Genomic DNA, 26,414 nt, shown 5'->3' on the forward strand with positions numbered 1-26,414 from the left:
GCACAGAACATCCCGCTGGGGCCGGTACGACGCCTGCCCTGATGACATACCGACCCCAGCTACCGGGAGGCGCGGCGGCCCCCGCCGAGCGCACTCTCGTCGACATCCTGGAAGATACCGCTTCATCATTCCCCGAGGCCTCTGCCTTGGATGATGGGCACAAGTCATTGAGCTACACCGAACTGCTCAAGGCTGTCCGCGCTTTCGCAGCGCAATTGAACGGTGCGGGGCTTGGCCGTGGGGACAAGATCGGCGTCAGGATCCCCTCGGGAACCAATGAGCTTTACATCGCCATACTGGGAATTCTCATGGCCGGCGCCGCTTATGTCCCGGTGGATGCGGACGACCCCGACGAGCGCGCCAAGTTGGTGTTCGGGGAAGCCAAAGTTGGCGCGGTCATTGCTTCGGGCCTGGACGTCCAGCTCGCCGGCGAGGCAAGGGAAGCTGTTTCCGGTCCCAGCACGCCCGGACTGGATGACGATTCCTGGATCATTTTCACTTCCGGTTCCACAGGCACTCCCAAGGGCGTCGCCGTCAAGCACCGCTCTTCCGCAGCGTTCGTTGACGCGGAAGCCCGGATCTTCCTCCAAGCCGAACCCATTGGACCTCAGGACCGGGTACTGGCTGGGCTCTCCGTCGCATTCGACGCTTCCTGCGAGGAGATGTGGCTTGCCTGGCGGCACGGTGCTTGCTTGGTGCCCGCACCACGAGCCCTGGTTCGCACCGGAATGGACCTCGGCCCCTGGCTCATCAACCACGGCATCACGGTAGTCTCCACAGTGCCCACCTTGGCTGCACTGTGGCCGGCTGAGGCATTGGAGAACGTGCGGCTCCTCATCTTCGGCGGCGAAGCATGCCCACCCGAATTGGCCGAACGGCTCGCCGTGGACGGCCGCGAAGTGTGGAACACTTACGGGCCCACAGAGGCCACGGTGGTGGCGTGCGCCGCTCCCCTTGGCGGACCCGGTCCCGTACGGATCGGCCTGCCGCTGGACGGGTGGGACCTCGCCGTCGTCGATTCCAATGGAGTACCGGTCGCTGAAGGCGACATCGGCGAACTGATCATCGGCGGCGTCGGGTTGGCCCGCTACCTGGATCCCGCCAAGGACGCCGAGAAGTACGCCCCCATGACCACGCTGGGATGGGCCCGCGCCTACCGCTCTGGCGACCTCGTGCGCTTCGAAACCGAGGGCTTGATCTTCATTGGCCGGGCCGATGAACAGGTCAAGCTGGGCGGGCGTCGCATCGAACTGGGCGAAGTGGATGCGGCCTTGCAATCCCTCCCCGGCGTTGCCGGCGCAGCGGCCGCAGTCCAGACGACGGCGGCCGGCAACCAGATCCTGGTGGGGTACTTGGCTCCGGCTGACGGCCATGAGCTCGATATGGATGAAGCACGGAAGCTCCTCGGCGAGAGCCTTCCGGCTGCCTTGATCCCTTTGCTGACCGTGGTGGATTCGCTACCCACCAAGACCAGCGGCAAAGTAGACCGTCATGCCCTTCCCTGGCCGCTGGCGGGGGCCGGTGCCACGGAGGCCAGCAACGCACCGTTGAACCTGCCGGATGACGCGGGTTGGGTAGTGGATCAGTGGGAGTCTGTGCTGGGCAGTCCTGTGAGTTCCCTGGATGCCGATTTCTTCGCCTACGGCGGCGGGTCCCTGGCAGCGGCCCAGCTCGTTTCCGCTCTTCGTGTCCGGTACCCCACCATTACCGTCGCCGATATTTATGCGACGCCGCGCATCGGCGCCCTGATTGACGCCGCCCGGCAATCACTGCCCGACGGCGGCACGCCGGGTCCCGCCGCTGAGCGCACCGTCCGTCCCACCGCTTTGAAATCGCAGATTTTCCAGGTCCTCATGGGCGTGCCGCTCCACATACTCGTGGGGATGCGCTGGCTGACCTACCTCATGGGCGCCAACAATCTACTTGCAGCCTTTGCCGGGTTCGCTGCGGCCCCCGTGGTCTCCTGGTGGTGGATCGCGGCGTCATGGTTGGTCTTTGTCAGCCCCTTGGGCCGCATGGCGATCTCGGTCCTGGCGGCCCGCATCCTGCTCGGCAGAATTGAACCCGGCACTTACCCGAGGTCCGGCAAGACGCACCTGCGGCTGTGGCTCGCAGAGCAAATTCAGGATCTTTCGGGCGCCATCGGCCTGGCCAGCGCACCGTTCGTCCCGTACTACGCGCGCGCCCTGGGTGCGAAAATCGGCAGGGACGTCCATCTGCACTCGTTGCCCCCGGTCACCGGCCTGCTGTCCTTGGGTAGCGGAGCAAACATCGAGCCCGAAGTGGACCTTTCGGGCTGGTGGGTGGACGGCGATTCAGTCCACATCGGCCAGATCCACGTGGGAGCTGGTGCAGTCGTAGGTGCACGGAGCACCCTGATGCCCGGAGCGACCATCGGCGCAGGTGCCCACGTCGATGCTGGATCCGCTGTACTGGGCAAAGTAAAAGCCGGACACCTCGTAGCCGGCTCCCCCGCAGAACGCCGCGGAAAAGCCAAGCACGAGTGGCCTGAGCCCAGCAGCCGCCGGCCCGTCATCGACAGGCTCTGGTTCTCCGCCTTTGCCAGCGCTTCGGCCCTTCTGGCCCTCATCCCCTATGTTTCTGCTTTCGCAGGCGCACTGGTGGTCCTGGCTTTCATCCAAGGCCATGATTCGTTGGAGACCGCTCTTCCGCACATCGCCATCGCCCTGCCGCTGGCGGCCCTGGTGTGGTTCTTCGGCAACCTCGTGCTCATCCTGATTGTCGCCAGGCTTCTGGGATTGGGCCTGGCGGAGGGCTACTACCGGGTTCGAAGCCGCATCGGCTGGCAGGTCTGGGCCACGGAACGCCTCCTGGACATGGCACGCGACCTCCTCTTTCCCGTGTACGCAAGCCTGTTCACCCCTGTCTGGCTCCGACTCCTCGGGGCCAAGGTGGGCAAGAACGTGGAAGCCTCCACCGTGCTGCTCGTTCCAAAAATGACCACCATTGGCGATGGCGCCTTCCTGGCGGATGACACTATGGTTGCCTCCTACGAGCTTGGCGGCGGGTGGATGAAAATCGCTCCCGCGAAGATCGGGAAGCGTTCCTTCCTTGGCAACTCGGGGATGACGGCCGCAGGCCGCAACGTACCCAAGAACTCCCTCGTCGCAGTGCTGTCGGCCACGCCCGCCAAGGCGAAATCCGGTACCTCATGGCTTGGCAGCCCTCCGGTGAGGTTGCGCCGCACCGCAGTCAACGCTGACCAGACCCGCACCTTCCAACCGCCCCTCAAGCTCAAACTGGCACGAGCCCTGTGGGAGCTGTGCCGCTTGGTTCCGGTCATCCTCACGGTGACCATCGCTGTCTCCGTGATGCTGGTGCTGGACTGGATCGCCCGCGGGTGGGGCTACTGGATTGCCGCCCTCCTGGGTGGCGTAGTGATGCTGGCCGCAGGCGCCGTTGCCGCGCTCAGCTCCATCGTCGCTAAGTGGGTCCTGGTGGGGAGCATCCGTTCGGGAGAACATCCGCTGTGGAGCTCGTTCATTTGGCGCAACGAGGTTGTGGACACGTTTATCGAGATGGTGAGCGCCCCGTGGTTTGCCCGGTCTGCTGCCGGAACTCCTGCCTTGGTGTGGTGGTTGCGCGGACTTGGAGCCAAGATTGGACGCGGAACATGGTGCGAAAGCTACTGGCTCCCCGAAGCTGACCTCGTGACCTTGGGCGAGAACTCCACCGTCAACCGTGGTTGCGTGGTCCAGACACACCTGTTCCACGACCGTGTAATGAGCCTCGACACCGTGACGCTCGGCAACGGTGCCACCATGGGACCGCACGGCGTCATCCTCCCCGCGGCCAGCATCGGCGACGGCGGTACTGTTGGTCCGGCGTCGTTGGTCATGCGCGGCGAAACCGTCCCGGCCGGGACGTACTGGATGGGTAACCCGGTGAGCCCGTGGGTGGGTCCGTCTGCACAAGCGCCGCGCCTCAAGTAGATTGGACGGATCATGACCGTACCAATCGCTACTCCCACAGCCGAAGCCGACCCCTACGCCTTGAACCACGGCAGCAGCAGCTACCGCGTGGACAGGTACGAGTTGGACCTCGATGTCAGGCTGGGCAGCAACAAGCTGATCGGCAAAGCGGTCCTGCGATGCACGGCCCTGGAGGCGGCCTCGCAGATCGTCCTGGACCTGGTGGGCCTGCGGGCCAGCAAGGTTCAGCTGGATGGCAAGAAGCTTCAGAAGTTCAGCCACAGGGCGGAGCACCTGGTGCTGACGCCGGCAGCCTCGCTCAAGCCTGGCCAGCAGTTCTCACTCGAGATCCGCTACGACGGCAACCCCCAGCCGCGCCGCGGCCTCTGGGGTGATGTCGGCTGGGAGGAATTGAACGACGGCGTACTGGTGGCCGGCCAGCCCAACGGTGCAGCGTCCTGGTTCCCGTGCAACGACCATCCGCGGTACAAGTCAACCTTCCTCATCTCCGTCACCACAGACGACAATTACCGGCCCGTCTGCAACGGCCGGCTGGTCAGCCATACCCGGAAGTCCAGCCGGGAAACGTGGGTCTACGAACAAACCGAACCCATGGCCACGTACCTGGCCACTGTGCAGATCGGTCGCTACGCGAGGGTTCCACTCCACGCCGGCAATACTCACCATCGGGTCCCCCAGTTTGTTGCCGTGACGCCCGAGATGGCAGTGGACGCCCTCCAAGGCCTGCGCCGGCAGCCGGACATGATGCGTACTTTCGAGGACTGCTTCGGCCCCTACCCGTTCGCCGACTACACCTCGGTGGTCACCGAAGACGAGTTGGAAATTCCACTGGAAGCCCAGACCGTCTCCATCTTCGGGCGAAACCATATGCGCGACACATGGGATGCGCAGCGCCTGATCGCGCACGAGCTCTCGCACCAGTGGTTTGGCAATTCGCTCACGGTGAGCAGCTGGAAGGACATCTGGCTGCATGAAGGCTTCGCCTGCTATGCGGAGTGGCTATGGTCCGAGGAATCCCGCACCATGACGGTCGCCGCCCGCGCAACGGCCGCGTGGAAGAGGCTCGACGCCGGGGCCCAAGACCTCGTAGTGGGTGATCCGGGTCCCGAGCTAATGTTCGATGACCGGGTCTACAAACGCGGCGCACTTGCCGTTCATGCGGTGCGGATGGCGGCCGGGGACGAAGCATTCTTCGGTTTCCTGCAGCACTGGACGGCTACGAATCGGCACGGTTCGGTCTCAACTGGGACGTTCATTGAGGCTGCGGATTCATTCGTTCCCGGGCTTAATGCCGCGTCGATTCTCCGCCCGTGGCTGTACGAAGCTTCGCTGCCACCACTGCCTTCAGCGCGTTGACGCGTTAGCCGAGGGCCAAAGCGGCGACCAGGCCTTCCGGCAGATCACGATTGCTGACAATGTTCACGTCCTGTAAGCCCGGACGGTCCAACACGTCCAATTCGGCTGGGTTCCTTCGCAGACCCTCGCCCATCATCTTTAGCCAGGCTTCTTTGCGCGCCCAGAGCCGGGCGCGCTGCCTGGCTTGATCCTGCGCCGGGATGGACACCAGGAATACCTTCTCGGCTGCGGTCAAGGCGACGCCGTCAAAGCCATCGAAGCCAATCCCGCTTATCGCTTCAAGGTCCGCTCCCAGCCGGATGCCCTCCGCTGGATGTACGACGCCGGCCAGCAGCACCCAGCCCGACGCCCGGGACGCGCTCACCGCCAAAGCTGCCGGGCCGCCGTCGAGCATGAACCCGGGGCGGCCGTGGTCCTGTCCCGGGCCGCACCGCGGGCAACAATAGTCCGGTACCAGCCGAGTGGGGTCCACGTCGAGGAGCGAGGCCGCGAAGTGCTGGAGAGCGAGCCGGCCGGCAAGGAACACGTTGCGGTCCTTGGCATCGGCAAAGCTGTTGGCGCGCTCGAGGGCCGGTTGGCCAAGGTCTCGAAGAGGGACATCCGAAAAAGGCAGGTCACCCAGCTTATGCAGCGCAAGTTTTGGGTTATCCATCACGACCTCCCTACGGCTCTCTCCCCAGCAAAACTTTAGCGTGCTTCTCTCGCATCCCACCCGGACAGCAGTGTTCCCCGCAGCCAGGTTCGCAGCGGGGAACACTTGTAGGTGAGTTAACTCATCCGGGTTACTTCACCGACGTCAGGTAGTTCGCCAGCGTGGGCGTGATGCGGGTGCCTGAGTTGGAGCTGCCGCCGTTGGTGTGGATTGCCACGATGGTGTTGGAGCTGTTGTACACGGGGGCGCCACTCTGACCGCCGTAGGTGTCCATCTTGTAGAAAACCTTCTCCGTCTGGGTGCTTTCAATGGGGCCGGTCATGGACCACATGGTGCCGAAGGCTTTGTCTCCCGGATAGCCCCGGACCGTAGTGCTGATCCCGTTCAGGCTGGCGGTTGTGCCGGTGTAGTTGAGCCATCCGGTGGTGTTACCGATGGTGCAGTCGAGCTTGATGACACCCCAGTCTGCGTTGGTATTGGCGGAGTCGATCCAGCGCTGGTCCGTGAAGATCTTGGTTGCCCCGCACGTGCCGTAGGGATCGGTTGAGCCGTTGCGGCCCGGAGCCACTTTGACACCCCAGGAGTAGTCGGTTTCCGATCCGGTGCCGCCCTCGTGCACGCAGTGCCCGGCAGTCAGGACTGTGTCGTCGGAGATCAAGGCACCGGAGCAGATGTAGCCGCCATTGAATTCAATCTGCACGATCGAGCGGTTGGGTGCCGCAGTGGTGTTGGTGATCCGCACCCGGCCGTCCGCACCGATGACTGAGTCTGTGGAGGCGCCGCCGTTCTTGGAGGGTGCGGCAATGGTGTATTTGTCTGCCAACGGCGACGCGGCGGAACCGGAAACCTGCGATTGGTCTACCGTGTGCGATACGGGCTGGACCTCTGCGGCGTTCACTTGGGGCGTCGACTCTGACGCCACAGCGGCTCCACCAAGCGAGGACGTCAAAGCCATTACTGCAGCCCCGACAAGCAAAGCAACGTTCTGCTTCTTCATGGGTACCTTTCAAGGGACGGCTCTGGGGAACCGTGCGAGGGATGTGATACGCATGCTTCACATGTGTATGACAAAACTGTCATACACATGTGAATCTTCTGTCAAGATGCTGGGAGTGTTATCTCAATAAAAAGAAAGTCCCCGGAACCTGTTCGATTCCGGGGACAGTCCTAAGTAAAACAGGTCAGCGCTGAACAGCCCCAAACCGCTCAGTCGCCACGGCCACAGCAGCAGCGCGGGCTTCAGAGGCCTCATCGGCCGTCAACGTGCGGTCGTCCGCGCGGAAACGCAAGCCGAAAGCCAGCGACTTCTTGCCGTCCTCAATGCCCGGCCCCACATAGACATCGAACAACGAGACATCTTCGAGGAGGACTCCGGCGCCTTCGCGGAGCGCCGAAAGGACTTGGTCTGCCGGCACGTCCTGCGGGACAACCAAGGCAACATCCTGCGTCGCCACGGGGAACCCGGAGATGTGCTTGGCCACGATCACGTCAGCGGCAGCTTCGAACAACGCTTCAACGTTGACCTCAAGTGCCACGGAGCGGGCCGGCATGTCGTGCGCAGCCAGGAGCTTAGGGTGCAGCTCTCCTGCGTAGCCCACAACGTCGCCAGTGCGCAGTGCGAGTCGGGCTGCACGGCCCGGGTGGAATGCCTGGTGGCTTCCCTGGCTGACAACCAGCTCCACGCCCAGGACGTCGGCGATCAGGCGTGCCACATCAACAGCGTCTGCCCAGTCCCAGGCACGCGGCGTATGCGTCGCAGCTGCCGGGGAGTCATGGCCGGTCAGGACAGCGGCGATGTGCAGCGGCTGGTAAGGGACGCCGTCGTACAGTGCATCCAGTACCTCATCGGCAGGCTTGACGCCCAGCGGCGGAATGGAATCCGTGCCCAGCTTGTCGCCGGGGAGGAAGACCGAACCGGCCTCATACAATGCCAGGTCGCGGAAGCCGCGCGAGTGATTGCGGCGGGCGACCTCGATCAAGCCCGGCAGGATGGAGGTGCGGAGGTACCCTTGTTCCTCACTGATGGGGTTGGCCAGCTTGAGCGCCGGGCGAGCCGCACCTTCAGCAGCAACACCGAAGGTGTCATTGGCTGCCTTGGAGACGAACGGGTAGGACAACACCTCGGTAAGCCCTGCATCAGCCAAAGCCTGGACAACGCGGCGCTTCTGCTGCTGGCTGCGGGTCAGGCCACGGCCCGGAGGCGCCACCGGAAGAGTCGAGGGGATGTTGTCGTAGCCGACAAGACGCGCGATTTCCTCGGAGAGGTCTTCCTTGGTTTCGAGGTCGTTGCGCCAACTCGGAGCCGTCACGCGGTAGCCGCTGGCGGTCTTCTCCACCACGGCCCCCAAGTCCACAAGGGACGTGGTGATCTGCTCGTCAGTGAAGTCGATGCCGATACGGGCGGAGGCGAACTCTGCGGGCAGTTCAATGGTGACGGCGTCAGGAGCGGTTCCGACGTCGGTCCCGGCCTCATCTGCGGTGCCACCGGCGAGCTCGACCAAGAGGTCAACCACGCGCTGGGCGGCAATGTTGGCGACGTGCCAGTCCACGCCACGCTCGAAGCGTTTGGAAGCTTCGGACGGCAGCTTGTGCCGGCGACGGGAGCGGGCAATGGAGACTTCGTCGAAGTGCGCGGCTTCCACCAGGATGTTGGTGGTGGAATCGGACACCTCGGTGTGGGCGCCGCCCATCACACCGGCGATGCCGATGGCGCCGGAATCATCGGTGATCAGCAGGTCCTCGACATCGAGCGTGCGCTCTTTGTCATCGAGGGTGGTGATCTTCTCCCCCGCCACTGCACGACGAACCACGATGTCGCCAGCGAGCTTGTCCAGGTCATAGCAGTGGTTCGGCTGGCCGAGCTCCAGCATGACGTAGTTGGAGATATCAACCGGCAACGAGATGGAGCGAACGCCGGCCAGGCGAAGGCGCGCGGACATCCACGGCGGGGTGGGACGTGAAGCATCCACGCCGCGGACCGTGCGGGCCACGAAGCGGTCGCAGCCGGGCTTGCCGTAGATCGGCGCGTCGTCGTTGATCTTGACGCCATAGCCGCCCTGAAGGGAAGCCGGTGCGCTGACCCTCGACGCCGGATCCACGAACGTGGTCCCGGTGGCGTGGGCGTATTCACGGGCGACACCACGGATGGAGAAAGCATAACCGCGGTCCGGCGTGACGTTGATTTCCGCTGCCTGGTCGTAGAGACCTAGGAGTTCCATCGCGTCAGTGCCGATTTCCGGGTCCAGGCCGATACGCGAGAGGACCAGGATACCGTCGTGGTCATCCCCGATGCCCAGCTCGCGAACGGAAGCGATCATGCCCGCGGACAAGTGACCGTAGGTCTTCCGCGCCGAGATCTGGAAGTTGCCGGGCAGGACAGCACCAGGCAGTGTGACAACTACCTTGTCTCCCTCAACAAAGTTGTGAGCACCACAGATGATGCCCTGCACACCGGAAGGATCGATGCCCTTGCCGGTGAGGGTCTGCTCCTGTCCCTCAGGGACCACGCGGACCTGGCACCAGTTGATGGTTTTGCCGTTGGTCTGCGGTTCCTTGACCAGGCTTAGAACTTGGCCAACCACAATGGGACCCCTGAGCTCGTCGGTGGGGCGGTGGACTTCTTCTTCTTCGAAGCCAACCTTGACCAGGTCAGCCATGACGTCTTCGGCCGTGGCGTCGGCCGGTACCTGCGCGAATTCACGCAGCCAGGAAAGTGGGATACGCACTGTTAGATCTCCATCCCGAAGTGCTCGCTGAAACGTACATCGCCTTCGATCATGTCGCGCATATCGCCGACCTCGTTGCGGAACATGAGCGTGCGCTCGATGCCCATACCGAAAGCAAAACCTGAATAGATGTCCGGATCGATGCCGGCTGCCCGGAGGACGTTGGGGTTGACCATGCCGCAGCCACCCCACTCGATCCAGCGGGGACCACCCTTGGCGCCCGGGTGCCAGATGTCCAGCTCAGCGGAAGGCTCAGTGAACGGGAAGTAGTTGGGGCGCAGGCGGATGGACGCTTCGTCGCCGAACATCTGGCGGGCGAAGTGCTCCAGCGTGCCGCGAAGGTCTGCCATGCTGAGGTTCTTGTCGATCGCAAGACCCTCGAACTGGTGGAAGACAGGCGTGTGCGTGGCATCGAGTTCATCCGTGCGGAACACCTTGCCGGGGCACAGCACATAGATGGGAACTTCACGTTCCAGCATGGAACGGACCTGCACAGGGGACGTGTGCGTACGCATCAGCAGGTGCGCCTCAGGGGGCTCGACGAAGAACGTATCCTGCATTTCGCGGGCCGGGTGGTCCGGCTTGAAGTTGAGGGCATCGAAGTTGAACCACTCGGACTCCACCTCGGGGCCTTCGGCGATTTCCCAACCCATGCCAACAAAGATGTCCGAAACACGGTCCTGCAGCGTGGACAGCGGGTGGCGCGCACCGGCACGGCGACGACGCGGAGCGGCCGTGACATCAACGGTTTCTTCCACCAGGATGCGGGCGTCATTCTCGGCCTCGAGCACTTGGGTCCTGGCAGCGAGCGCTTGGTTGACCCGACCGCGGGAGGAGCCCATGAGCTTGCCGGCGGCAGCCTTGTGCTCCTTGGCGAGGCCACCGATTTCACGGTTGGCCAGGCTCAGGGGCGACTTCTCACCGGTGTGGGCGAGGCGGACAGCCTTGAGTTCATCAAGGGAGGAAGCAGCCGCAATAGCGGCAATGGCGTCCTCGACGGCGGCGGTGATGGCGGCTTCATCCAGCGGATTCGGGATGGCAGCGCCTGGCAAAGTGTCAGTCATCTACTGTTCTTAGCTACGAGTCGGGAGCGGCCGGCAAGGCAGGCCTGCAAAACGAAAGGGCAGTGCTCACCGCGGACGGCAGGCACTACCCTTCAGTCTAGTTGAACCTCGCAGGCGCGCTTTAACCGCGGAGTTTGGGACGGGTCTAGCATGGCTTCATGACTCCGGCGCAACGCTTACGGCAGATCGCAAACGTCGTGAACCTGTCCACACCGCTGGGACTTGCAGTGGCTGCGGCGTCCCGAAGCACTCTCTCGCGCGGTCCGCGCGGCCTCCTGATAGCTGCCGGATATCAGTGGAAACTCCCCCACGCGGGCGCATTCACACTGGGGAACGTCATTCTGTACCGCGCGCCGCCGGGCGTGGCCGGAGCCGACACAGTGCTCCTGGGCCATGAAGAGCGGCACAGCACCCAATACGCGTACTGCCTGGGACTTCCTTTCCTGGCCCTTTACGGCGTCGCCGCCGCTTGGTCCATGCTGCGCAGCGGAAACCCGGGCTCAAGGAATTTCTTCGAGCGCCAGGCGGGCCTCGCGGCCGGCGGCTACGTGGACGCACCCAACCGCCCGCAAGAGAGACCTGCCAGCAATCGAATCGAGGCTTAAGAATGAAGCGAACCATCACTGTCACCGGGACCGCGAGCGCAAAGGCTGTTCCAGACCTGGTCACCTTGACGCTCGGCATCGAGACCCGCCGGGACTCGGCGGCGAAAGCGTATGACGACGCCGGGAAGGCGGCTAACGCTGTCGCGGCCGCTGTGCGGGGGTCCGGTATTTCCGACGTCGACCTTCGAACCAGCGGATTGAACCTTCGTGCCGATCTGGTGTGGGTGGAAGGTCAAGGGCAGAAGGTGACCGCGTACGTGGCATCCACGAACCTGCAGGTGGGAATCCGCTCCCAGGCGGACGCACCAGGTGCTATCGCCGCCGCAGTGGCGGCCGGCGGCGACGACATACGGATCAACGGAATCGAGCAAGGCTTTGCGGATCATTCCTCGGTCACAGCCCAGGCACAAGAGGCCGCATGGCAGGATGCCGTGGCAAGAGCCGAACAGTACGCTTCGCTGGCTTCGGCCCGGCTTGGGCAGGTGGTGTCCATTTCCCAAGAACCCCTGCACGGCGCACCTATTCCTTTGGGTGGAATGGTCAGGGCCTCCTTCACTGCCGAGGCCATGCCCGTGGAAGCCGGCGAGTCCTCAGTCACGGCGAGCGTCAAGGTTGAGTGGGAGCTTGTTTAGCGGATAGCCCCTGCTGAAATTTTCACATCGGTCTGTGTGCGCAGGGCCGTCCGGACAATGACGGCAATTCCCTCCGCCATCACATCCAAGGGCATGGACGGCACTGGGCTGTCTGCCTGCAGCTGTTCCGGCAAGTAGGGAACGTGGACGAACCCGCCACGGATGCCGGGCCTGGACACGAGCGAATGCATCAGGGCGTAGAAAACGTGGTTGCACACGTAGGTTCCCGCGGACTGCGAGATCTCTCCCCTGATTCCCGCAATCTGGAGGTCTCTGAGCGCCGCCTTTATGGGCAGGCTTGAGAAGTATGCTGCGGGCCCGCCCGGGATAACCTCCTCATCGACGGGGCGCTGGCCTTTATTGTCCGGGATCCGGGCGTCATCGCAATTGATGGCGACGCGTTCCAAGGAGACCCGTTCACGGCCTCCCGCCAAGCCAAGACAAATAACCAGGTCCGGGTTGAGACGGGCTATTGCCTCGGTGAGGACATGTACGGACTCACCGAAGACGCATGGGAGCTCCACCGCTTCAACGGCGATGCCCTCTGATGCGAGCAACTCCCCCGCACGCCGCGCCGCCAGCCAGGAAGGATTCACGGTGTCCTCAGCAAACGGTTCGAAGCCAGTCAGCAGAATCATGGGGCAACCTTAGCAATGCCCCTGCCCCCGTGATCCGGACCTTGGTGTCGAGGCCTTGACATTCATTCGAACATACATTCGAATAGAGTCCATGAGATGGGACGCACAAGCACTTTCACCTACGCGTGGACCGGCGTCAGAAACCAGTGACACCCAGGCTCCGGGCCCTGCCCCGGCACTGGATGCCTTGCTGCCACTGGCCGGGCTTGTGCGTTCCATCTCAACACCCGAATTCTCGGGAGTCACCTTCCATGAGGTCACCGCAAAGTCAGTGCTCAACAAGGTGCCTTCCGGTTCCAACATGCCGTTTGAATGGACCGTGAATCCCTACCGCGGCTGCAGCCATGCTTGCGTCTACTGCTTCGCCCGCAAGAGCCACACGTATCTGGAATTCGACGCCGGACGGGACTTCGATTCCCAAGTGGTGGTCAAGATCAACGCCGCAGAGGTTCTGCGCAAGGAACTGGCCAAGCCCTCCTGGGCACGTCCTCAAGTTGCCCTTGGCACCAACACCGACCCCTACCAACGCGCCGAAGGTCGCTATGCGCTCATGCCGGGAATCATCCGGGCCCTGGCGGACTCCGGCACTCCGTTTTCCATCCTGACCAAGGGCACCCTGCTGGCACGGGACATTCCTCTGCTCAAGCACGCCGCTACGCAGGTTCCCGTGGACCTCGGTATCTCCCTGGCTATGACCAATGAAGATCTGGCTGCACTGATCGAGCCCGGTACGCCTTCTCCCAGGGCGCGGTTGAAGCTCATCGCCCGTCTTCGGGACGCTGGCCTGGGTTGCGGCGTCATGGCGATGCCTATCCTGCCCTGGCTTACAGACTCGGATGAGGCCCTTGACTCCTTGTTCGCGGAGCTGACGAAAGCGGGGGCCACAGGAGTCACAGCCGGCGCCCTGTACCTCAAGCCGGGAACGCGGGAGTGGTATATGAAGTGGCTGGCCGTCCAGCACCCGGAGCTGGTGGGCAAGTACAGGCGGCTTTACGGCCAAGGCTCCTACGCCTCCAAGGAGTACCGTGCATGGCTGACCGGCCGGATCAGCTACTTCAAGGCGAAGTACGGCTTCACCGGGACGTCGGGCTTCAGCCATCGGAATGCACGGCCTTCCACCGGAACGGGAGCCGGCCCGGCCGTGGACGTGTCCGCTCCCCTCCCGGGACAACAGCCGCTTTTCTAGGAGTCCGTTCTCAAGCTGGAGCGGCTACCCGATCCAGCAGGGCCTGGACAATCGGAAGGTCTGCCGGAATCCACGGAAGGCTGAGAGCTTCGTCATGCTCAACCAGCGACACCCAGCGCAGTTCATCGTGATCTTCCAGGGGCCGCGGCTCGCCCGCCCTCAGTTCGGCGAACCACACGCGCATGGACGCACGTTCATTGAGTGTCCACCCGGCGACATTGCCTGAGTCAAGCTCGGGCCCCAGTTGCACTTCAATTCCCAGTTCTTCCGCGAGTTCGCGATGCAGGGCAGCCTCCGCAGCCTCACCGGTTTCCACCTTGCCGCCCGGAAATTCCCACATACCCGCAAATTGGGGTGGTGCTGTGCGGCGCGCAACTAGTAGGCGGGTGGGGGCTTCCAGGGAGTCGACGACGGCGGCGCCCACAACGTTAATCAGTGCAGTCACCGCAACAGTCTATGGGGGCCCGATGAATGGGGCTCGTCACATAGCGACGCCAAGTGGTGGGTGCGGGACTAAACTTGTTATCGGATTTTCTCCGCATTCCTCAGCCCACAAGGCACCCTCAAGAAGCAGGCTTATGACTACCACTGTGTCCCCACCCGCTACCGCCAAAGCTGCAAGGAAACACCTTGGTCTGGCAATCCTGGCCTTGGCCATGGGCGGATTCGCCATCGGTACCACCGAGTTCGCCATGATGGGCCTGTTGAAGGAAATCGAGGAAGGGCTGGGCATCAGCACCCCCGAGGCCGGCAACCTCATTTCTGCTTACGCCTTGGGTGTGGTCATCGGCGCTCCCGTCTTCGCCGCATTCGGGGCAAAGCTCCCCAGAAAGCATCTTGCCCTGGGGCTCATGCTGTTCCTGTCCCTGGCGAACCTGACTTCCTTCATCGCGCCCGATTACGGCTTCATGCTGCTCTCGCGCTTTGCTTCGGGCCTTCCCCATGGAGCCTTCTTCGGAGTGGCAGCCGTCATCGCTGCCGGCCTCGTCGCCCCTACCAAGAGGGGGTGGGCAATCTCCATGGTGATGGCAGGACTCACGGTCTCCAACGTCATCGGCGTCCCGTTGGCCACGTGGGTGGGTCAGACCTTCGGATGGCGACTGCTCTTCGTCATCGTCGGCGCCATCGGGCTGTTGACCGTTGCCATGGTGTGGAAGTTCGTTCCCTTCGAAGCAGCGCACCCGGAGGCGAGCATCCGGCGCGAGCTGGGGGCACTCAAGCGTCTTCAGGTTTGGCTTGCGCTGTTGATCGGCGTCATTGGATTTGGCGGCTTCTTTGCCGTGTACACGTACATCGCGCACACCATGACGTCCGTGGCTGGAATACCCGAAAACCTGATCCCCGCCGTCGTGGCCCTCTACGGACTAGGCATGGTAGTGGGCAACATCTTTGGTGGACGCCTTGCTGACAAGTCCGTGATGGGCACCATCTACTGGGTCATGCCGGGAATCGCCGTGGCGCTGGTGGTCTACGCCATCGCTGCGCACTGGGCTTGGGCCGCATTCATCATGGTGTTCGTAGTGGGCGGCATCGGTTCCATGCTGACCCCTGCCCTGCAGACCCGACTCCTGGACGCTGCACCGGGCGCCGCATCGCTGGCATCCTCCCTGAACCACTCAGCCCTCAACATCGCCAACGCGCTCGGCGCCTTCCTCGGCGGAACCGTTATCGCGTGGGGCTGGGGCTATGTAGCTCCTGCATTGGTAGGTTCGGTCCTGGCTATCTTGGGTCTCGGAGTGGCCGTACTGAGCGGCCTGCTGGAACGCAAGAGGCCGCTGGCCACCTGATCCTCATGAGGACCGGCGGCACTGGCCGGTTAGCTTGAGTTAACGCAGATGGGCTCCGCGCAAGCGGAGCCCATCTGCGTTAAGCGCGTGGCCGAAATCCTAAAGCTGCGATGCTTGGACGCGCTCGATGTCGGGTTCGAGGTAGATGACCCGCGCGATCGGAACGGCCGCACGGATACGCTGCTCGGCGTCGTCGATACCTTTGGCGATCTCTTCACCCGTTTCGGAAGCACCCATGGAGATCTTCGCGGCTACAAGCAGTTCCTCCGGGCCCAAATGCAGGGTCTTGAGGTGGATGATGCGGGTGCCGTCGGCTTCCAGGGCCTCCGTGATGCGCTGGACGTCCTCCTTGGTGGCGGACTCCCCCAACAGCAGGGACTTGGTTTCCAGGGCCAGGACCACGGCTATGGCCACCAGCAGGAGGCCGATCATTGCCGTGCCGAGTGCATCCCAGACACCGTCACCCGTAACCAACGTCATGCTCACACCGAAGAGCGCGAAGATCAGGCCAAGCAGCGCGCCGAAATCTTCCAAGAGAATAACCGGCAGTTCCGGCTGCTTGGCGTTCCGGACGAACTTCACCCACGACTGCTTGCCGCGGATGTGGTTCGACTCGATGATCGCAGTGCGGAACGAGAAAGACTCGGCAATGATGGCACCCACCAGGACGGCCAACGGGACCCACCAGAAAGCCCCCTCAATACCGTGCGGGTGCTGGAACTTCTCCCACGCCTCGTACAGGGCAAACAGGCCACCAACACTGAACAGCACGATCGAGACGATAAACGCGTAAATATACCGTTCGCGGCCGTAGCCGAACGGGTGCTCAGGGCTGGCGGCTTTCTTGGCACGCTTTCCGCCCACGAGCAGGAGGATCTGATTGCCTGAGTCAGCTACAGAGTGAATGGCTTCTGCGAGCATGGACGATGACGCCGTCAGGAAGAACGCAACGAACTTCAATACGGCGATGGTCAGGTTCGCGGCAAGCGCCGCCACAATCGCTTTGGTACCGCCACCTGCAGCCACGAAAGCTTCACCTCTTCGGGTTAGGGAAAGAATGGAATTGACCAAGAAGAGTCGTCATCGTCTGATCCTGCATCCAATACCGTACCCGGCGATGCGCTGTTTACACATTCCCCACTCGGGCGCTTTGCTGGGAACGCGCACTGGCGTAAAGGCACACCGTGGCAGCCGTGCCCAGGTTAAGGCTCTCAGCTGCCCCATAAACCGGTACTGCCACCCGGTGATCAGCCAGTGCAAGCTCCGCATCCGACAAACCCTGTGCCTCGTTACCGAACAACCATGCCGTAGGAGACTCAAGGGCATAGTCCGAGGCTACGGAACCATTCCCGAGCCTCCGCGCCGCATTCTCATCTTGCAGCTTGTCCAGGTTGACGGTTCCATAGCCATCGGCCGCCAGAATGCCGATCCCTCGCCGGCGGCACTGTGCCACCAGTTCCTCGACGTCGGCTCCCAGAACCACCGGCAGGTGGAAGAGGGAGCCGGCAGTGGAGCGGACAGCCTTGGGGTTGTAAATATCCACGCTGGAGCCTGTCAGCACCACGGCATCTGCCCCAGCCGCATCAGCGGCGCGCAGGACCGTACCGGCGTTGCCTGGGTCGCGCACCTGGCACATCACGGCGATCAGGCGGGGACCGGCGTCGAGCACTGAATCCAGGCTGACATCCACAAAACTGCACACTGCCACAATCCCCTGTGGATTGACGGTGTCCGCCATGGCGGCAAGGACTTCGTCGCTTGCCAGCCGGAGCAGCGTCCCCAGCGCGAGGTCGGCAAGCTCAGGGAGGCGTTCAAGGCAGGCTTCGCTGGCGAAAACTTCATGCACGACGGCGGGACCTCCGGCCGCGGTGCGCTCACGGTGCAGTGTCAACGCCTCACGCACCGCCTGCGGACCTTCTGCCAGAAAGCGTCCGCGTTTTAAACGCGCCGGGCGCCCGGCAAGCTTGGCGACGTCCCTCACCCGATCAGCTCGGGGGTTGGTCATCGGAAAGTCTTGCGGGCGCCCGGTTTCGTTCATATAAAGAACTTTAGTGGCAGTTGCGACTAGTTCTTGATCTGCTGGCGGGCTTCGCCACCTGCAGGCTCAAAGCCGGCAGCCTTTGCAGCCTCAACGGTGGAGAACCAGTACTCAGCAGCAGTGGTGTTGTACCAGGTGGAACCCGGAACGTGGTACTTCTTGGACTCGGCGTTGCCCTTGATGGCGTAGCCTTCCGGAGCCTCGTCGCCGTCAGCAGCAACTGCGCCGTCGATGGCCGGCTTCTCGGAAACGACAGCCTTGACAGCCGTTGCGGTGGCAGCAGCCGGAGCAACCTTGGCAGCCTTGGGGGCAGCGGCAGCTGCAGGAGCCGAGGTGTCAGCCGGAAGTGCAGCCTTGGCGATGTTCACCAGAGCGGCGAAAGCGTTGGCGTCGGAAACGGCCAGCTCGGCCAGCATGCGGCGGTCAACCTCAACCTCAGCGGCCTTGAGGCCCTGGATCAGACGGTTGTAGGTGAGGCCATTGGCGCGGGATGCAGCGTTGATGCGCTGGATCCAGAGGCGACGGAAGTCACCCTTCTTCTTACGGCGGTCACCGTAGCTGTACACAAACGAGTGCAGCAGCTGCTCTTTGGCCTTGCGGTACAGGCGCGAACGCTGTCCGCGGTAACCCTTTGCGCGTTCGAGGACAACCCGGCGCTTCTTGTGGGCGTTTACCGCCCGCTTCACACGTGCCACGTGCGTACTCCTTCAGAAATCTTTATCCCAAGCTGCTACTGCCGGAAACCCGGCCGGCCTGAGAAGGCTTTTGGTGTAGTCGGTCCCTGCCGGATGGCAGTAACCAAAGAACTTGGAACTTAGACGCCGAGCATCTTCTTGATGACCTTGGCATCGCCCTTGAAGACGAGCTTGTCGCCTGCGAGACGACGGGTCAGCCTGGAGGACTTGTGCTCCAGGTAGTGACGGCGGTTGGCCTGCTGGCGCTTCAGCTTGCCGGTACCGGTCAGCTTGAAGCGCTTCTTAGCACCGCTGTGGGTCTTCATCTTCGGCATGGGAACCGATCTCCTTACGTATCCACGGACGAGTCCGCGATTCTTTCGCGCAGCCGGCCTACGAGGGCCGGCGTGCTGGTTGCTTGCCGATGGAGGCGGGGCCTCCGCGGCGTTGAACTAGTTGGTCTTGCGTGATGCGGGCTTCGGCGCAGCTTTGGGCGCCGCGGGCCGGGCTGCCGGCTTGGGAGCTGCCGGCTTGGCGACGGGCTTCGGAGCCGAAGGAACTGCAGGCTTCGGGGCAGCTGCGGGAACAGCCGGCTTCGGAGCTGCTTCTACTGGAGCAGCCTTGGCGGCCGGAGCCTTTGCGGCCGGCGTTGCCTTGACCGGTGCAGCCTCGGCCACGGGTGCTTCTTCAACCACCGGCGCAGGGGCTTCCTCAACAACCGGAGCTTCCTCCACGATCGGAGCTTCTTCAGCAGCCGGCGCGGTTTCCTCAACAACCGGAGCTTCCTCAGCAACCGGCGCCTGGACCTCGGGAGCTTCAACAGTTTCCTGCTTGGTCTCCTCTTCGGTGACCCTGAAGCCCTCGGGAAGAAGGTCAGCGAGGCTCTGAGTCAGCGGAGCCTGCTCGCCCGTGGTGTCAACGCGTCCCGACGCCTTGGCCTCATTTTGCGCCTTGGCCTCAGCACGCTGCGTTGCGCGACGGGCTTCAGCCTTCGCTTCAGCCTTGTTCTTCAGCGGGCCGATCACCATGACCATGTTGCGGCCATCGATGCGCGGGCTGGACTCGATGATGCCAACCTCGGCAACGTCTTCAGCGAAACGCTGCAGCAGGCGGATGCCCATCTCGGGACGCTGCTGCTCACGGCCGCGGAACTGGATCATGGCCTTGACTTTGTCGCCGGCACCCAGGAACCGAAGTGCGTGTCCGCGCTTGGTTTCGTAGTCGTGCTTGTCGATCTTCAGGCGGAAGCGAATTTCCTTCAGAACCGTGTTGGTCTGGTTCTTGCGGGCCTCGCGGGCCTTTACGGCGGCTTCGTACTTGTACTTGCCGAAGTCCATCAACTTGCAAACAGGAGGCTTAGCCTGCGGGGCAACTTCAACGAGATCGAGATCGGACTCGGCAGCAAGACGCAGGGCGTCCTCGATGCGGACAATTCCTACCTGTTCGCCGGCAGGACCGACCAGCCGCACCTCGGGGACGCGGATACGCTCATTGATTCTTGGCTCGCTAATGTTAAAGCTCCTGTGGTTGTGATGATGTCACCGGCAAATAGAGAAGGCCCCCAATTGCTGGTGCAATCGAAGGCCTCGAAGATCGGCTGCGCCTCCTCTAAGGAAGCACGCACCCCCGGAGGCCATGCCTCCAAAAGTGTCCGACCAGGTACCCGGCAACCTCTTGTCCCGAAAAGGGATCCTGTCCCCGAAGGGAACGGCTGACGCGGGTGGGAGAGAACTCCGCTTGCAAACTGAAAATCAATTCTACAGAAACAACCCGCCAAGCGCACATTGCGTGAGGCGGGAGCATGAACTGCAGATGTTGACTGTGAATAACGACTTCCAGTCGGTCTGTGACAAGCTTACCAGTATGAGCACTGAAGACAGCAACTCCCGCAACTCCTATGGCGAAGACGCCGCCCCCGCCGTTGATGCCGGGGTGTCCCAGCAGATCCGTGACATCGCCGAAGTTCCGGCCGTGGAAGTTATTACCACCGGCGCCGTCCACCTCATGAGTGCGGCCGCCGTCAAGGTTGGCCTGGCAGATGACCCCAATGCCGAGGACCTCAAGGACTTGGACGAGGCCCGCAAGCTGATCACAGCCCTCGCCGGCCTGGTGTCGGCAGCCGCCCCGGAGATCGGTTCACAGCACGCAGGCCCGTTGCGCGATGGCCTTCGCTCACTGCAGCTCGCCTTCCGCGAAGCGTCACTCATTCCCGACGCACCGGGCAAGGGCCCGGGCGAAAAGTTCACCGGACCGGTGAACTAGCCCCAACAACCGCAAGAAACAACGACGGCGAGTCGACCCACATGTGGTCGACCCGCCGTCGTTGTTTGCTTGGTTATACCGCGCCTCAGACGCGGGCGGACCGGCGGCGCAAAGACGTGAGGATGAGTCCCGTAGCGCAGAGAGCGACGCCGGCGATGCCGACGGCCGCAAAGCCGCCCGACGGCCCAACCGTGTCAATGAAGACCCCGGCGAGAGGAGCGCCCAACGCAACGCCAGCGGTCAGTGCGGAGCCGTACCAGCCCATCGCTTCACCCCTGCGTTCCTCGTCCACCAGGTCAGCCACCTTCTCCGACGATGCCGACAAAACCGGGGCACACAAAAGGCCGGGCAACAGCGACAGGAACGCAAGGGTCCACGTGTCTTGGGCGAAGCCCATAGGTATAGTGAGGGCGGCCATTCCAAGCAGCAAGAGCATTGGCGAGATGGACCGCTTCATGGACCCGTAGATGAGTCCGCCAACTACCGACGCGGCGCACCAGAAGAAGAAGACAATTCCGATTTCATTCTCGTGCCCGCCACGTTCCAACAGCCCGACGATGCTGACGTCGGACCCGCTAAGCACCATGCCCGATCCCGCAGCAACCGCGAAGAGTGCCGCAACAGAGACCGTGAACCAGGTGAAGTTCCTGGCGACCCGGGTCCGAAGGGCTGCTGTACGCGAGGTTGCCGACGCCATCTCCGATGCCGCCTCCTGAACGTGGGCAGGCGCTGAAGCCACCATGGCAGCCTCCGCGGCAGCGAGGTCAGCTGCGGCCCGGTCTGCCGATTCTTGTGGGCTGCACACCACCTCGCTGCGTGTTGGCGGGTTGAACCACATGAGGAACAGTCCCGCCACAGAGACGGAGATTCCCACCGCGGTGAGACCAATTGCCGAGAAGCCGCTGGTGGCAACGATGGCACCGACTGCCGGGCCGATCATGAAGACCAGCTCGGTGGCGATGGAATCAAGGGCGAACGCCGAACGCCTCTGCTCACCATCCACCATGACGCCCAACGACTGGCGGACAACGCTGAAGATCGGCAGCGTGAAAAGGCCGCCGACGAACACCAGCGGCAGCAGCCACTCGTATGAAACGTGCGGAACGACCGACCAGATGACAGTTTCGGAGACAACCGAAGGGATCAGTGCCTTCCTGAGGCCCACCATGTCCACCCGGCGGCCACGCCACGGTGCACCCACCGCGATGCCGATGGTCATGACGGCTGCTGCCGCACCGGCAGCAGCGTATCCCTGGCCCAGTGTGAGCACGATGTGCAGCGTCAGCAGCACTCCGGCAGCCGAGTGCGGAATGCGGGCAATCATGCCCACTATCAGTAGACGCCGGACAGGACGGATGGACAGCATCTCTTTGTAGAGAGCGAAGTTCACTGGCTAAATCCTCTTGTTCCCCAGGGCAGCCCCGGGGAACCGGTGCTGCCGTTAATGCCGCGTGGGCTCCTGTGCTGCACGCTGCAGTTTTACTTCCATGGAATCAACGCTTTCGGCAAAGGAATCCATCTGCGCCCACGCCTCGTTCAGTTGGGCAACGAGAGTTTGCACCGCTACGGCGTCGAGTCCATCCTCAAGGAAAAGAACAACGCGTAGCTCCGGCCCCGCACCGCCTCCTGAGACCTGACGACCATCGGCCGTCAGCGACGAAACACCGCCGCCGGGTTGCGTCTCGAGTCGACGGACCGTCCGGAAGGCCGTGACCGTGGAACCGAGAGCAGCCTCCAGTTGATCATCAAGGTATGACGGCGTCCAGTCCTTCTGCTGGGCAAGGGCCCACATGGCCGGGCGCCGCACAACAAAGGCAAAGTCGGAACCGGGATCCAACACCAACAGTTGTGCGCCTTCAGATACTGCCGAAAGTGCTGCGCGCGCGGCGTAAACGGCAACCGGCCGCGCCTCCGAATGCCATGCCTCGAGGGCGGCTGCGGAAGTAAATACCGGCATGGCCGTGCGGCCATCAGGAGCCTTAAGTGTGACCAACGCCATATCCGCTTGCTTGTCAGCGTGCAGGCCGTCAACGCCTTCGGCTTCTTCAGCCAGCTGAGCAACCACCGGAACGAAAACCCGTGCCGTCGCCAGGGAGGCCACAACGTCTGCCTCACTGCCGGTTCCGTTGATCAGTGCCGCCACGGCGGCTACGTACCCGGGGTCCGCTGAGCCGTCGTCGTCCTCGAAATTGTGGATCTTGGCGTCGTCACCGCTGAGGCTCCTGCCGGCCCAGGGCTGGCCTGCAGAGTCGGTAGCTCCCCCGGCGCCGGCCAACGCGGCCGCAATGTGGCCGGGAAGCTCACGCCGTCCGTGGCCGTGATCCCCATGCCCGTGTCCTTCGTCGTGGGGCATCAGCGTCGGCCGGCAACGTCCAGGGCTTCGGGCAACGTGAAGGCACCCGCATAGAGCGCCTTGCCTACGATCGCGCCCTCAACGCCCAGAGGTACCAGTTCGCGCAGGACACGGAGGTCTTCCAAGCTGGAGATTCCGCCCGACGCGACAACAGGCTTGCCGGTCTTCTCCACCATCTGGCGCAGAAGTTCCACGTTGGGGCCCTGCAGTGTTCCGTCCTTGGTGACGTCGGTGACTACATAACGCGCACAACCTGCATCCTCGAGGCGGGCCAGAACCTCCCAGAGGTCGCCGCCCTCCTTGGTCCAACCGCGCCCGGCAAGAGTTGTACCGCGGACATCAAGGCCGACCGCGATTTTGTCACCGAAGCGGTCGATTGCTTTCCGGGTCCATTCCGGGTTCTCCAACGCTGCCGTACCGAGGTTTACGCGCGCGACGCCCAGTTCCAGTGCACGTTCCAGGGACTCGTCGTCCCGCAAACCGCCGGAGAGCTCCACCTTGACATTGAGCTGCGACACGACATCGCTGATCAGCGCGGCGTTGTTTCCGCGCCCGAAAGCGGCGTCAAGGTCCACCATGTGCACCCATTCGGCACCGTCGTTCTGCCAGTTCAAAGCTGCTTCAAGGGGTGTGCCGTAGCTGGTTTCCGAACCGGCTTCTCCCTGAAGGAGGCGGACTGCCTGACCGTCAACAATATCGACGGCGGGAAGGAGTTCCAGTACGGACTGGGCGGAGGTGGTCATGTGTGTCCTTGGAGTTTGAAAGGTGACGCGGGCTTGTTGAGCGCCTGGTTCAGTTACCCAGCGTCAGGAGATAAGCGGCCAGCAGGGACATCCCGGCCAGCACATAGAAAGAAATGGAAACCCACCGCGGCTTTTTCTGCTGGTGGAAGGAGATACCCCCACCCACCAGCAAGCCCGCGAGGCCCATGAGTATTACCGACCACCACATTTAGGCGGCACCGCTTCCGGATGCTTCCTGAGCGGGCTTGCGGAGGCTGTCCACCCAATTGCGCAGGAGCCGCGCTCCGGCGTCGCCTGACTTCTCCGGGTGGAATTGCGTGGCGCAGAGAGGGCCGTTCTCCACCGCAGCAATGAAGCGTGCACCGTGCTCTGACCACGTGACCATGGGAGGAGCCATTCGGGGCTGCACGACGTCGAAATTCCACTCCTGAACACCGTAGGAGTGCACAAAGTAGAAACGTTCCTCTTCCACGCCGGCGAAGAGCTTTGAGCCCTTCGGCACGTCTACCGTGTTCCAGCCCATGTGAGGGACTACGGGGGCGGGCAGGAGCTCAACCTTGCCGGGCCACTCGGCCATGCCTTCGGATTCGGTGCCATGCTCAACACCGGCTTCGAAAAGGACCTGCAAGCCGACGCAGATGGCCAGCACAGGGCGGCCACCGGCAACCCGGCGCCCGATCATGCGGATGCCGTCAACGGACTTAAGTTCCTTCATCACTGTCTCGAAGGCACCAACCCCGGGAACCACCAGACCATCAGCGTTGAGCACGTCCTCAGGCTTGGAGCTCAACACCACATGGGCGCCCGCGCGTTCAAGCGCACGGACAGCGGACCGAACGTTGCCCGATCCATAGTCCAATACGGTGACGGTGGGCTTGCCTTCCGGCGACTCCGGCTTCACGGACGCAATGGCATCCGCCACTGCCCCATCCTTCAAAACCTGGCCGCTCATAGTGCGCCCTTGGTGGACGGAATGCCCTCCACTCGGGGATCGGACTCCACGGCCGCACGCAGCGCGCGCGCAAAGGCCTTGAACTGGGCCTCTACAATGTGGTGCGGGTCCCGTCCGGCAAGGACGTTCATGTGCAGGCAGATGCCGGCGTGCAGCGTGATGGCCTCAAAAACGTGACGGGTCAGCGATCCCGTGAAGTGCCCGCCGATCAGGTGATACTCCTGTCCGGCCGGCTCACCGCCGTGGACCAGGTAGGGACGTCCGGAAACATCAACGACGGCGTGAGCCAAGGCTTCGTCCAAGGGAACCGTTGCTTCACCAAAGCGACGAATACCGGCTTTGTTGCCCAAGGCCTGGCGAAGGACCTCCCCGAAGGTGATGGCGACATCTTCCACCGTGTGGTGCGCATCAATGTGGGTATCGCCGGTTGCCTTGACGGTCATGTCAATCAGGGAATGCTTGCACAGTGCCGTCAGCATGTGGTCATAGAACGGTACCGAGGTACTGATGTCGGAGACACCGGAACCGTCCAGGTTGATCTCCACCAGGACGGAAGACTCGCTGGTGGTGCGCTCCATGCGCGCAGTGCGGGCAGCGGTCGGCGTGGCGCCGGTTTCGCTCATTGGGACGTCCTTATACACGGAGGGTGGGTTGGGTCTATGGACAAGTTTAGGCGCGGTGTGGCGCTGTGCCGTCCAGCAATGCTTCCAAAGCCTCCAGGAAAGCTGTGGTTTCCGGCTCGGTTCCGGCAGTGACGCGCAAGTGTCCGGGGATGCCGACATCGCGAATCAGCACGCCGGCATCCAGCAGGCCCTGCCAGATGGTGTGCGGATCCTCCAGTCCTCCAAAGAAGACGTAGTTGGAGTCTGATGCCGCAGGCTTGAGGCCCATGCGCAGCAACTCAGTAACGATGCGGTCGCGCTGAACCTTGATGTCCTCAACATCGGCCATAAGGGCTTCGCGGTGATTGAGAGCTGCGAGGGCCGTTGCCTGCGTGACGGCAGAGAGGTGGTACGGGAGGCGGACCAGCCTGATGGCGTCCGTGACTTCCGGGGCAGCCGCCATGTATCCGAGCCTGGCGCCCGCCAAGGCGAATGCCTTGCTCATGGTGCGCGAGACGATCAGACGCTCGCGTCCGGGCAACAGGGTCAAGGCGCTCGGAGTATTGTCGTGCGCGAACTCGTGGTAAGCCTCATCCACGATCACAATGGCCTGGCTCGCTTCGCCGGCCTCATAGACGGCCTCGACGACGTCAAGGCTCAGGCCTGTACCCGTGGGGTTATTGGGTGAACACAGGAACACAATGTTGGCTCCCGTTTCCCGAACCTGGGCAGCGGCTGATTGGGCATCCAGCCCGTAGTCGTCGGCACGCACTCCGCGGACATACTCGGTGTCTGTGCCACTGGCAAGCAGGGGGTACATGGAGTACGTGGGAGGGAAGCCCAAGGCCTTGCGGCCGGGTCCGCCAAATGCCTGAAGGATCTGCTGCAGGACTTCATTGGATCCGTTGGCGGCCCAAATGTTGTCCGGAGAAAGTCCGTGGCCAAGGTACTCGGCCAAGGCTTCACGAAGTTCCGTGAACTCGCGGTCCGGATAGCGGTTCAGTCCTGTGGCCGCAGCGGCTACGGCCTCGGTGATGGCGGCTTGGACATCTGCGGGGACGCCATGAGTGTTCTCGTTGACATTGAGCAGAATGGGGACATCAAGCTGCGGTGCGCCGTAGGGGCTCAGTCCACGCAGGTTGGTCCGGAGGGGAAGTCGGTCAAGTCGCTCAAGCTGGTCACTCACCAACTT

25 protein-coding genes are annotated in these 26,414 nt (G+C 63.0%); 7 read left to right on the forward strand and 18 right to left on the reverse strand.

Annotation, left to right across the window (positions count from 1 at the left end; all coding sequences use genetic code 11):
• Positions 1-41 precede the first annotated feature (41 nt).
• On the forward strand, positions 42-3,953 hold the full coding sequence (locus AC1RJY_RS21785; RefSeq protein ID WP_498603562.1) for a Pls/PosA family non-ribosomal peptide synthetase: 3,912 nt from the start codon (positions 42-44) through the stop codon (positions 3,951-3,953).
• A gap of 12 nt (positions 3,954-3,965) precedes the next feature.
• On the forward strand, positions 3,966-5,309 hold the full coding sequence (locus AC1RJY_RS21790; protein WP_498603500.1) for a M1 family metallopeptidase: 1,344 nt from the start codon (positions 3,966-3,968) through the stop codon (positions 5,307-5,309).
• Between the two features lie 4 nt (positions 5,310-5,313).
• Here AC1RJY_RS21790 and AC1RJY_RS21795 read toward each other — a convergent pair whose 3' ends face one another.
• The 4 genes from AC1RJY_RS21795 to pheS form a co-directional block, all read right to left on the reverse strand.
• A complete protein-coding gene (locus tag AC1RJY_RS21795; protein WP_210064241.1) occupies positions 5,314-5,961 on the reverse strand; it encodes a 4'-phosphopantetheinyl transferase family protein in 648 nt (215 codons plus the stop codon).
• A 130-nt stretch (positions 5,962-6,091) separates the two neighbouring features.
• Positions 6,092-6,958, reverse strand: coding sequence for a trypsin-like serine peptidase (locus tag AC1RJY_RS21800; protein ID WP_043805970.1), 867 nt, complete (start codon positions 6,956-6,958; stop codon positions 6,092-6,094).
• Between the two features lie 184 nt (positions 6,959-7,142).
• Positions 7,143-9,686 carry a phenylalanine--tRNA ligase subunit beta gene (gene pheT, locus AC1RJY_RS21805; RefSeq protein ID WP_498603503.1) on the reverse strand — a complete coding sequence of 848 codons (2,544 nt, stop codon included), beginning with the start codon at positions 9,684-9,686 and terminating at the stop codon, positions 7,143-7,145.
• Between the two features lie 2 nt (positions 9,687-9,688).
• Positions 9,689-10,750 (reverse strand): phenylalanine--tRNA ligase subunit alpha, encoded by a 1,062-nt coding sequence (pheS, locus tag AC1RJY_RS21810; protein WP_011774334.1) that lies wholly within the window; start codon positions 10,748-10,750, stop codon positions 9,689-9,691.
• 158 nt (positions 10,751-10,908) lie between these two features.
• Between pheS and AC1RJY_RS21815 the strand changes: the two genes are divergently transcribed.
• Together AC1RJY_RS21815 and AC1RJY_RS21820 are read left to right on the forward strand one after the other, a co-directional pair.
• The gene (locus AC1RJY_RS21815; RefSeq protein ID WP_011774333.1) at positions 10,909-11,355 is read left to right on the forward strand and encodes a hypothetical protein; all 447 of its coding nucleotides are present in this window, start codon (positions 10,909-10,911) and stop codon (positions 11,353-11,355) included.
• A 2-nt stretch (positions 11,356-11,357) separates the two neighbouring features.
• On the forward strand, positions 11,358-11,987 hold the full coding sequence (locus tag AC1RJY_RS21820) for an SIMPL domain-containing protein (RefSeq protein WP_498603505.1): 630 nt from the start codon (positions 11,358-11,360) through the stop codon (positions 11,985-11,987).
• Here the strand turns inward: AC1RJY_RS21820 and pcp are convergent.
• The gene (pcp, locus tag AC1RJY_RS21825) at positions 11,984-12,625 is read right to left on the reverse strand and encodes a pyroglutamyl-peptidase I (protein WP_014921311.1); all 642 of its coding nucleotides are present in this window, start codon (positions 12,623-12,625) and stop codon (positions 11,984-11,986) included. The two genes, AC1RJY_RS21820 and pcp, sit on opposite strands and share 4 nt — an antisense overlap.
• A gap of 91 nt (positions 12,626-12,716) precedes the next feature.
• On the opposite strand from pcp, the gene AC1RJY_RS21830 reads away from it, so the two are divergent.
• Positions 12,717-13,811 carry an Rv2578c family radical SAM protein gene (locus AC1RJY_RS21830; protein WP_014921310.1) on the forward strand — a complete coding sequence of 365 codons (1,095 nt, stop codon included), beginning with the start codon at positions 12,717-12,719 and terminating at the stop codon, positions 13,809-13,811.
• Positions 13,812-13,821: 10 nt separating this feature from the next.
• On the opposite strand, the gene AC1RJY_RS21835 is transcribed toward AC1RJY_RS21830, so the two are convergent.
• Entirely contained in the window at positions 13,822-14,256 is a 435-nt protein-coding gene (locus AC1RJY_RS21835; RefSeq protein ID WP_498603507.1) for a (deoxy)nucleoside triphosphate pyrophosphohydrolase, read from the reverse strand.
• A 133-nt stretch (positions 14,257-14,389) separates the two neighbouring features.
• Between AC1RJY_RS21835 and AC1RJY_RS21840 the strand changes: the two genes are divergently transcribed.
• Complete coding sequence (locus AC1RJY_RS21840; protein WP_498603509.1) at positions 14,390-15,598, forward strand: MFS transporter; 1,209 nt, start codon at positions 14,390-14,392, stop codon at positions 15,596-15,598.
• Between the two features lie 99 nt (positions 15,599-15,697).
• Here the strand turns inward: AC1RJY_RS21840 and AC1RJY_RS21845 are convergent, their stop codons facing one another.
• From AC1RJY_RS21845 to infC, 5 genes are all read right to left on the reverse strand, one after another.
• The gene (locus tag AC1RJY_RS21845; protein ID WP_014921307.1) at positions 15,698-16,624 is read right to left on the reverse strand and encodes a cation diffusion facilitator family transporter; all 927 of its coding nucleotides are present in this window, start codon (positions 16,622-16,624) and stop codon (positions 15,698-15,700) included.
• Between the two features lie 100 nt (positions 16,625-16,724).
• Positions 16,725-17,636 (reverse strand): TrmH family RNA methyltransferase, encoded by a 912-nt coding sequence (locus AC1RJY_RS21850; RefSeq protein ID WP_014921306.1) that lies wholly within the window; start codon positions 17,634-17,636, stop codon positions 16,725-16,727.
• A gap of 26 nt (positions 17,637-17,662) precedes the next feature.
• Complete coding sequence (rplT, locus tag AC1RJY_RS21855) at positions 17,663-18,331, reverse strand: 50S ribosomal protein L20, sunset domain variant (RefSeq protein WP_011774325.1); 669 nt, start codon at positions 18,329-18,331, stop codon at positions 17,663-17,665.
• A gap of 119 nt (positions 18,332-18,450) precedes the next feature.
• Positions 18,451-18,645, reverse strand: coding sequence for a 50S ribosomal protein L35 (gene rpmI / locus AC1RJY_RS21860; RefSeq protein ID WP_011774324.1), 195 nt, complete (start codon positions 18,643-18,645; stop codon positions 18,451-18,453).
• A 117-nt stretch (positions 18,646-18,762) separates the two neighbouring features.
• Positions 18,763-19,779 (reverse strand): translation initiation factor IF-3, encoded by a 1,017-nt coding sequence (gene infC, locus AC1RJY_RS21865; RefSeq protein ID WP_014921303.1) that lies wholly within the window; start codon positions 19,777-19,779, stop codon positions 18,763-18,765.
• Between the two features lie 394 nt (positions 19,780-20,173).
• On the opposite strand from infC, the gene AC1RJY_RS21870 reads away from it, so the two are divergent.
• Entirely contained in the window at positions 20,174-20,572 is a 399-nt protein-coding gene (locus tag AC1RJY_RS21870; protein ID WP_043471107.1) for a DUF1844 domain-containing protein, read from the forward strand.
• Between the two features lie 85 nt (positions 20,573-20,657).
• On the opposite strand, the gene AC1RJY_RS21875 is transcribed toward AC1RJY_RS21870, so the two are convergent.
• From AC1RJY_RS21875 to AC1RJY_RS21905, 7 genes are read right to left on the reverse strand one after another with little or no spacing between them, the layout of a single operon-like run.
• Positions 20,658-21,962 (reverse strand): MFS transporter, encoded by a 1,305-nt coding sequence (locus AC1RJY_RS21875; protein WP_014921301.1) that lies wholly within the window; start codon positions 21,960-21,962, stop codon positions 20,658-20,660.
• Between the two features lie 51 nt (positions 21,963-22,013).
• Positions 22,014-22,925 carry an SseB family protein gene (locus AC1RJY_RS21880; RefSeq protein ID WP_011774320.1) on the reverse strand — a complete coding sequence of 304 codons (912 nt, stop codon included), beginning with the start codon at positions 22,923-22,925 and terminating at the stop codon, positions 22,014-22,016.
• The gene (gene priA / locus AC1RJY_RS21885; RefSeq protein ID WP_011774319.1) at positions 22,925-23,668 is read right to left on the reverse strand and encodes a bifunctional 1-(5-phosphoribosyl)-5-((5-phosphoribosylamino)methylideneamino)imidazole-4-carboxamide isomerase/phosphoribosylanthranilate isomerase PriA; all 744 of its coding nucleotides are present in this window, start codon (positions 23,666-23,668) and stop codon (positions 22,925-22,927) included. The genes AC1RJY_RS21880 and priA overlap by 1 nt, the downstream gene beginning before the upstream one ends.
• 49 nt (positions 23,669-23,717) lie before the next feature.
• Positions 23,718-23,855 (reverse strand): CG2302 family histidine operon protein, encoded by a 138-nt coding sequence (locus AC1RJY_RS21890; RefSeq protein WP_162486097.1) that lies wholly within the window; start codon positions 23,853-23,855, stop codon positions 23,718-23,720.
• A gap of 21 nt (positions 23,856-23,876) precedes the next feature.
• Positions 23,877-24,620, reverse strand: coding sequence for an imidazole glycerol phosphate synthase subunit HisH (hisH, locus tag AC1RJY_RS21895; RefSeq protein ID WP_498603512.1), 744 nt, complete (start codon positions 24,618-24,620; stop codon positions 23,877-23,879).
• Positions 24,617-25,243 carry an imidazoleglycerol-phosphate dehydratase HisB gene (gene hisB, locus AC1RJY_RS21900; protein WP_011774316.1) on the reverse strand — a complete coding sequence of 209 codons (627 nt, stop codon included), beginning with the start codon at positions 25,241-25,243 and terminating at the stop codon, positions 24,617-24,619. Before hisB ends, hisH begins: the two co-directional genes overlap by 4 nt.
• A gap of 46 nt (positions 25,244-25,289) precedes the next feature.
• Positions 25,290-26,408 carry a histidinol-phosphate transaminase gene (locus tag AC1RJY_RS21905; protein ID WP_011774315.1) on the reverse strand — a complete coding sequence of 373 codons (1,119 nt, stop codon included), beginning with the start codon at positions 26,406-26,408 and terminating at the stop codon, positions 25,290-25,292.
• Positions 26,409-26,414: the final 6 nt, after the last annotated feature.

This window comes from Arthrobacter sp. GW822-FHT05G07, from assembly GCF_058799755.1.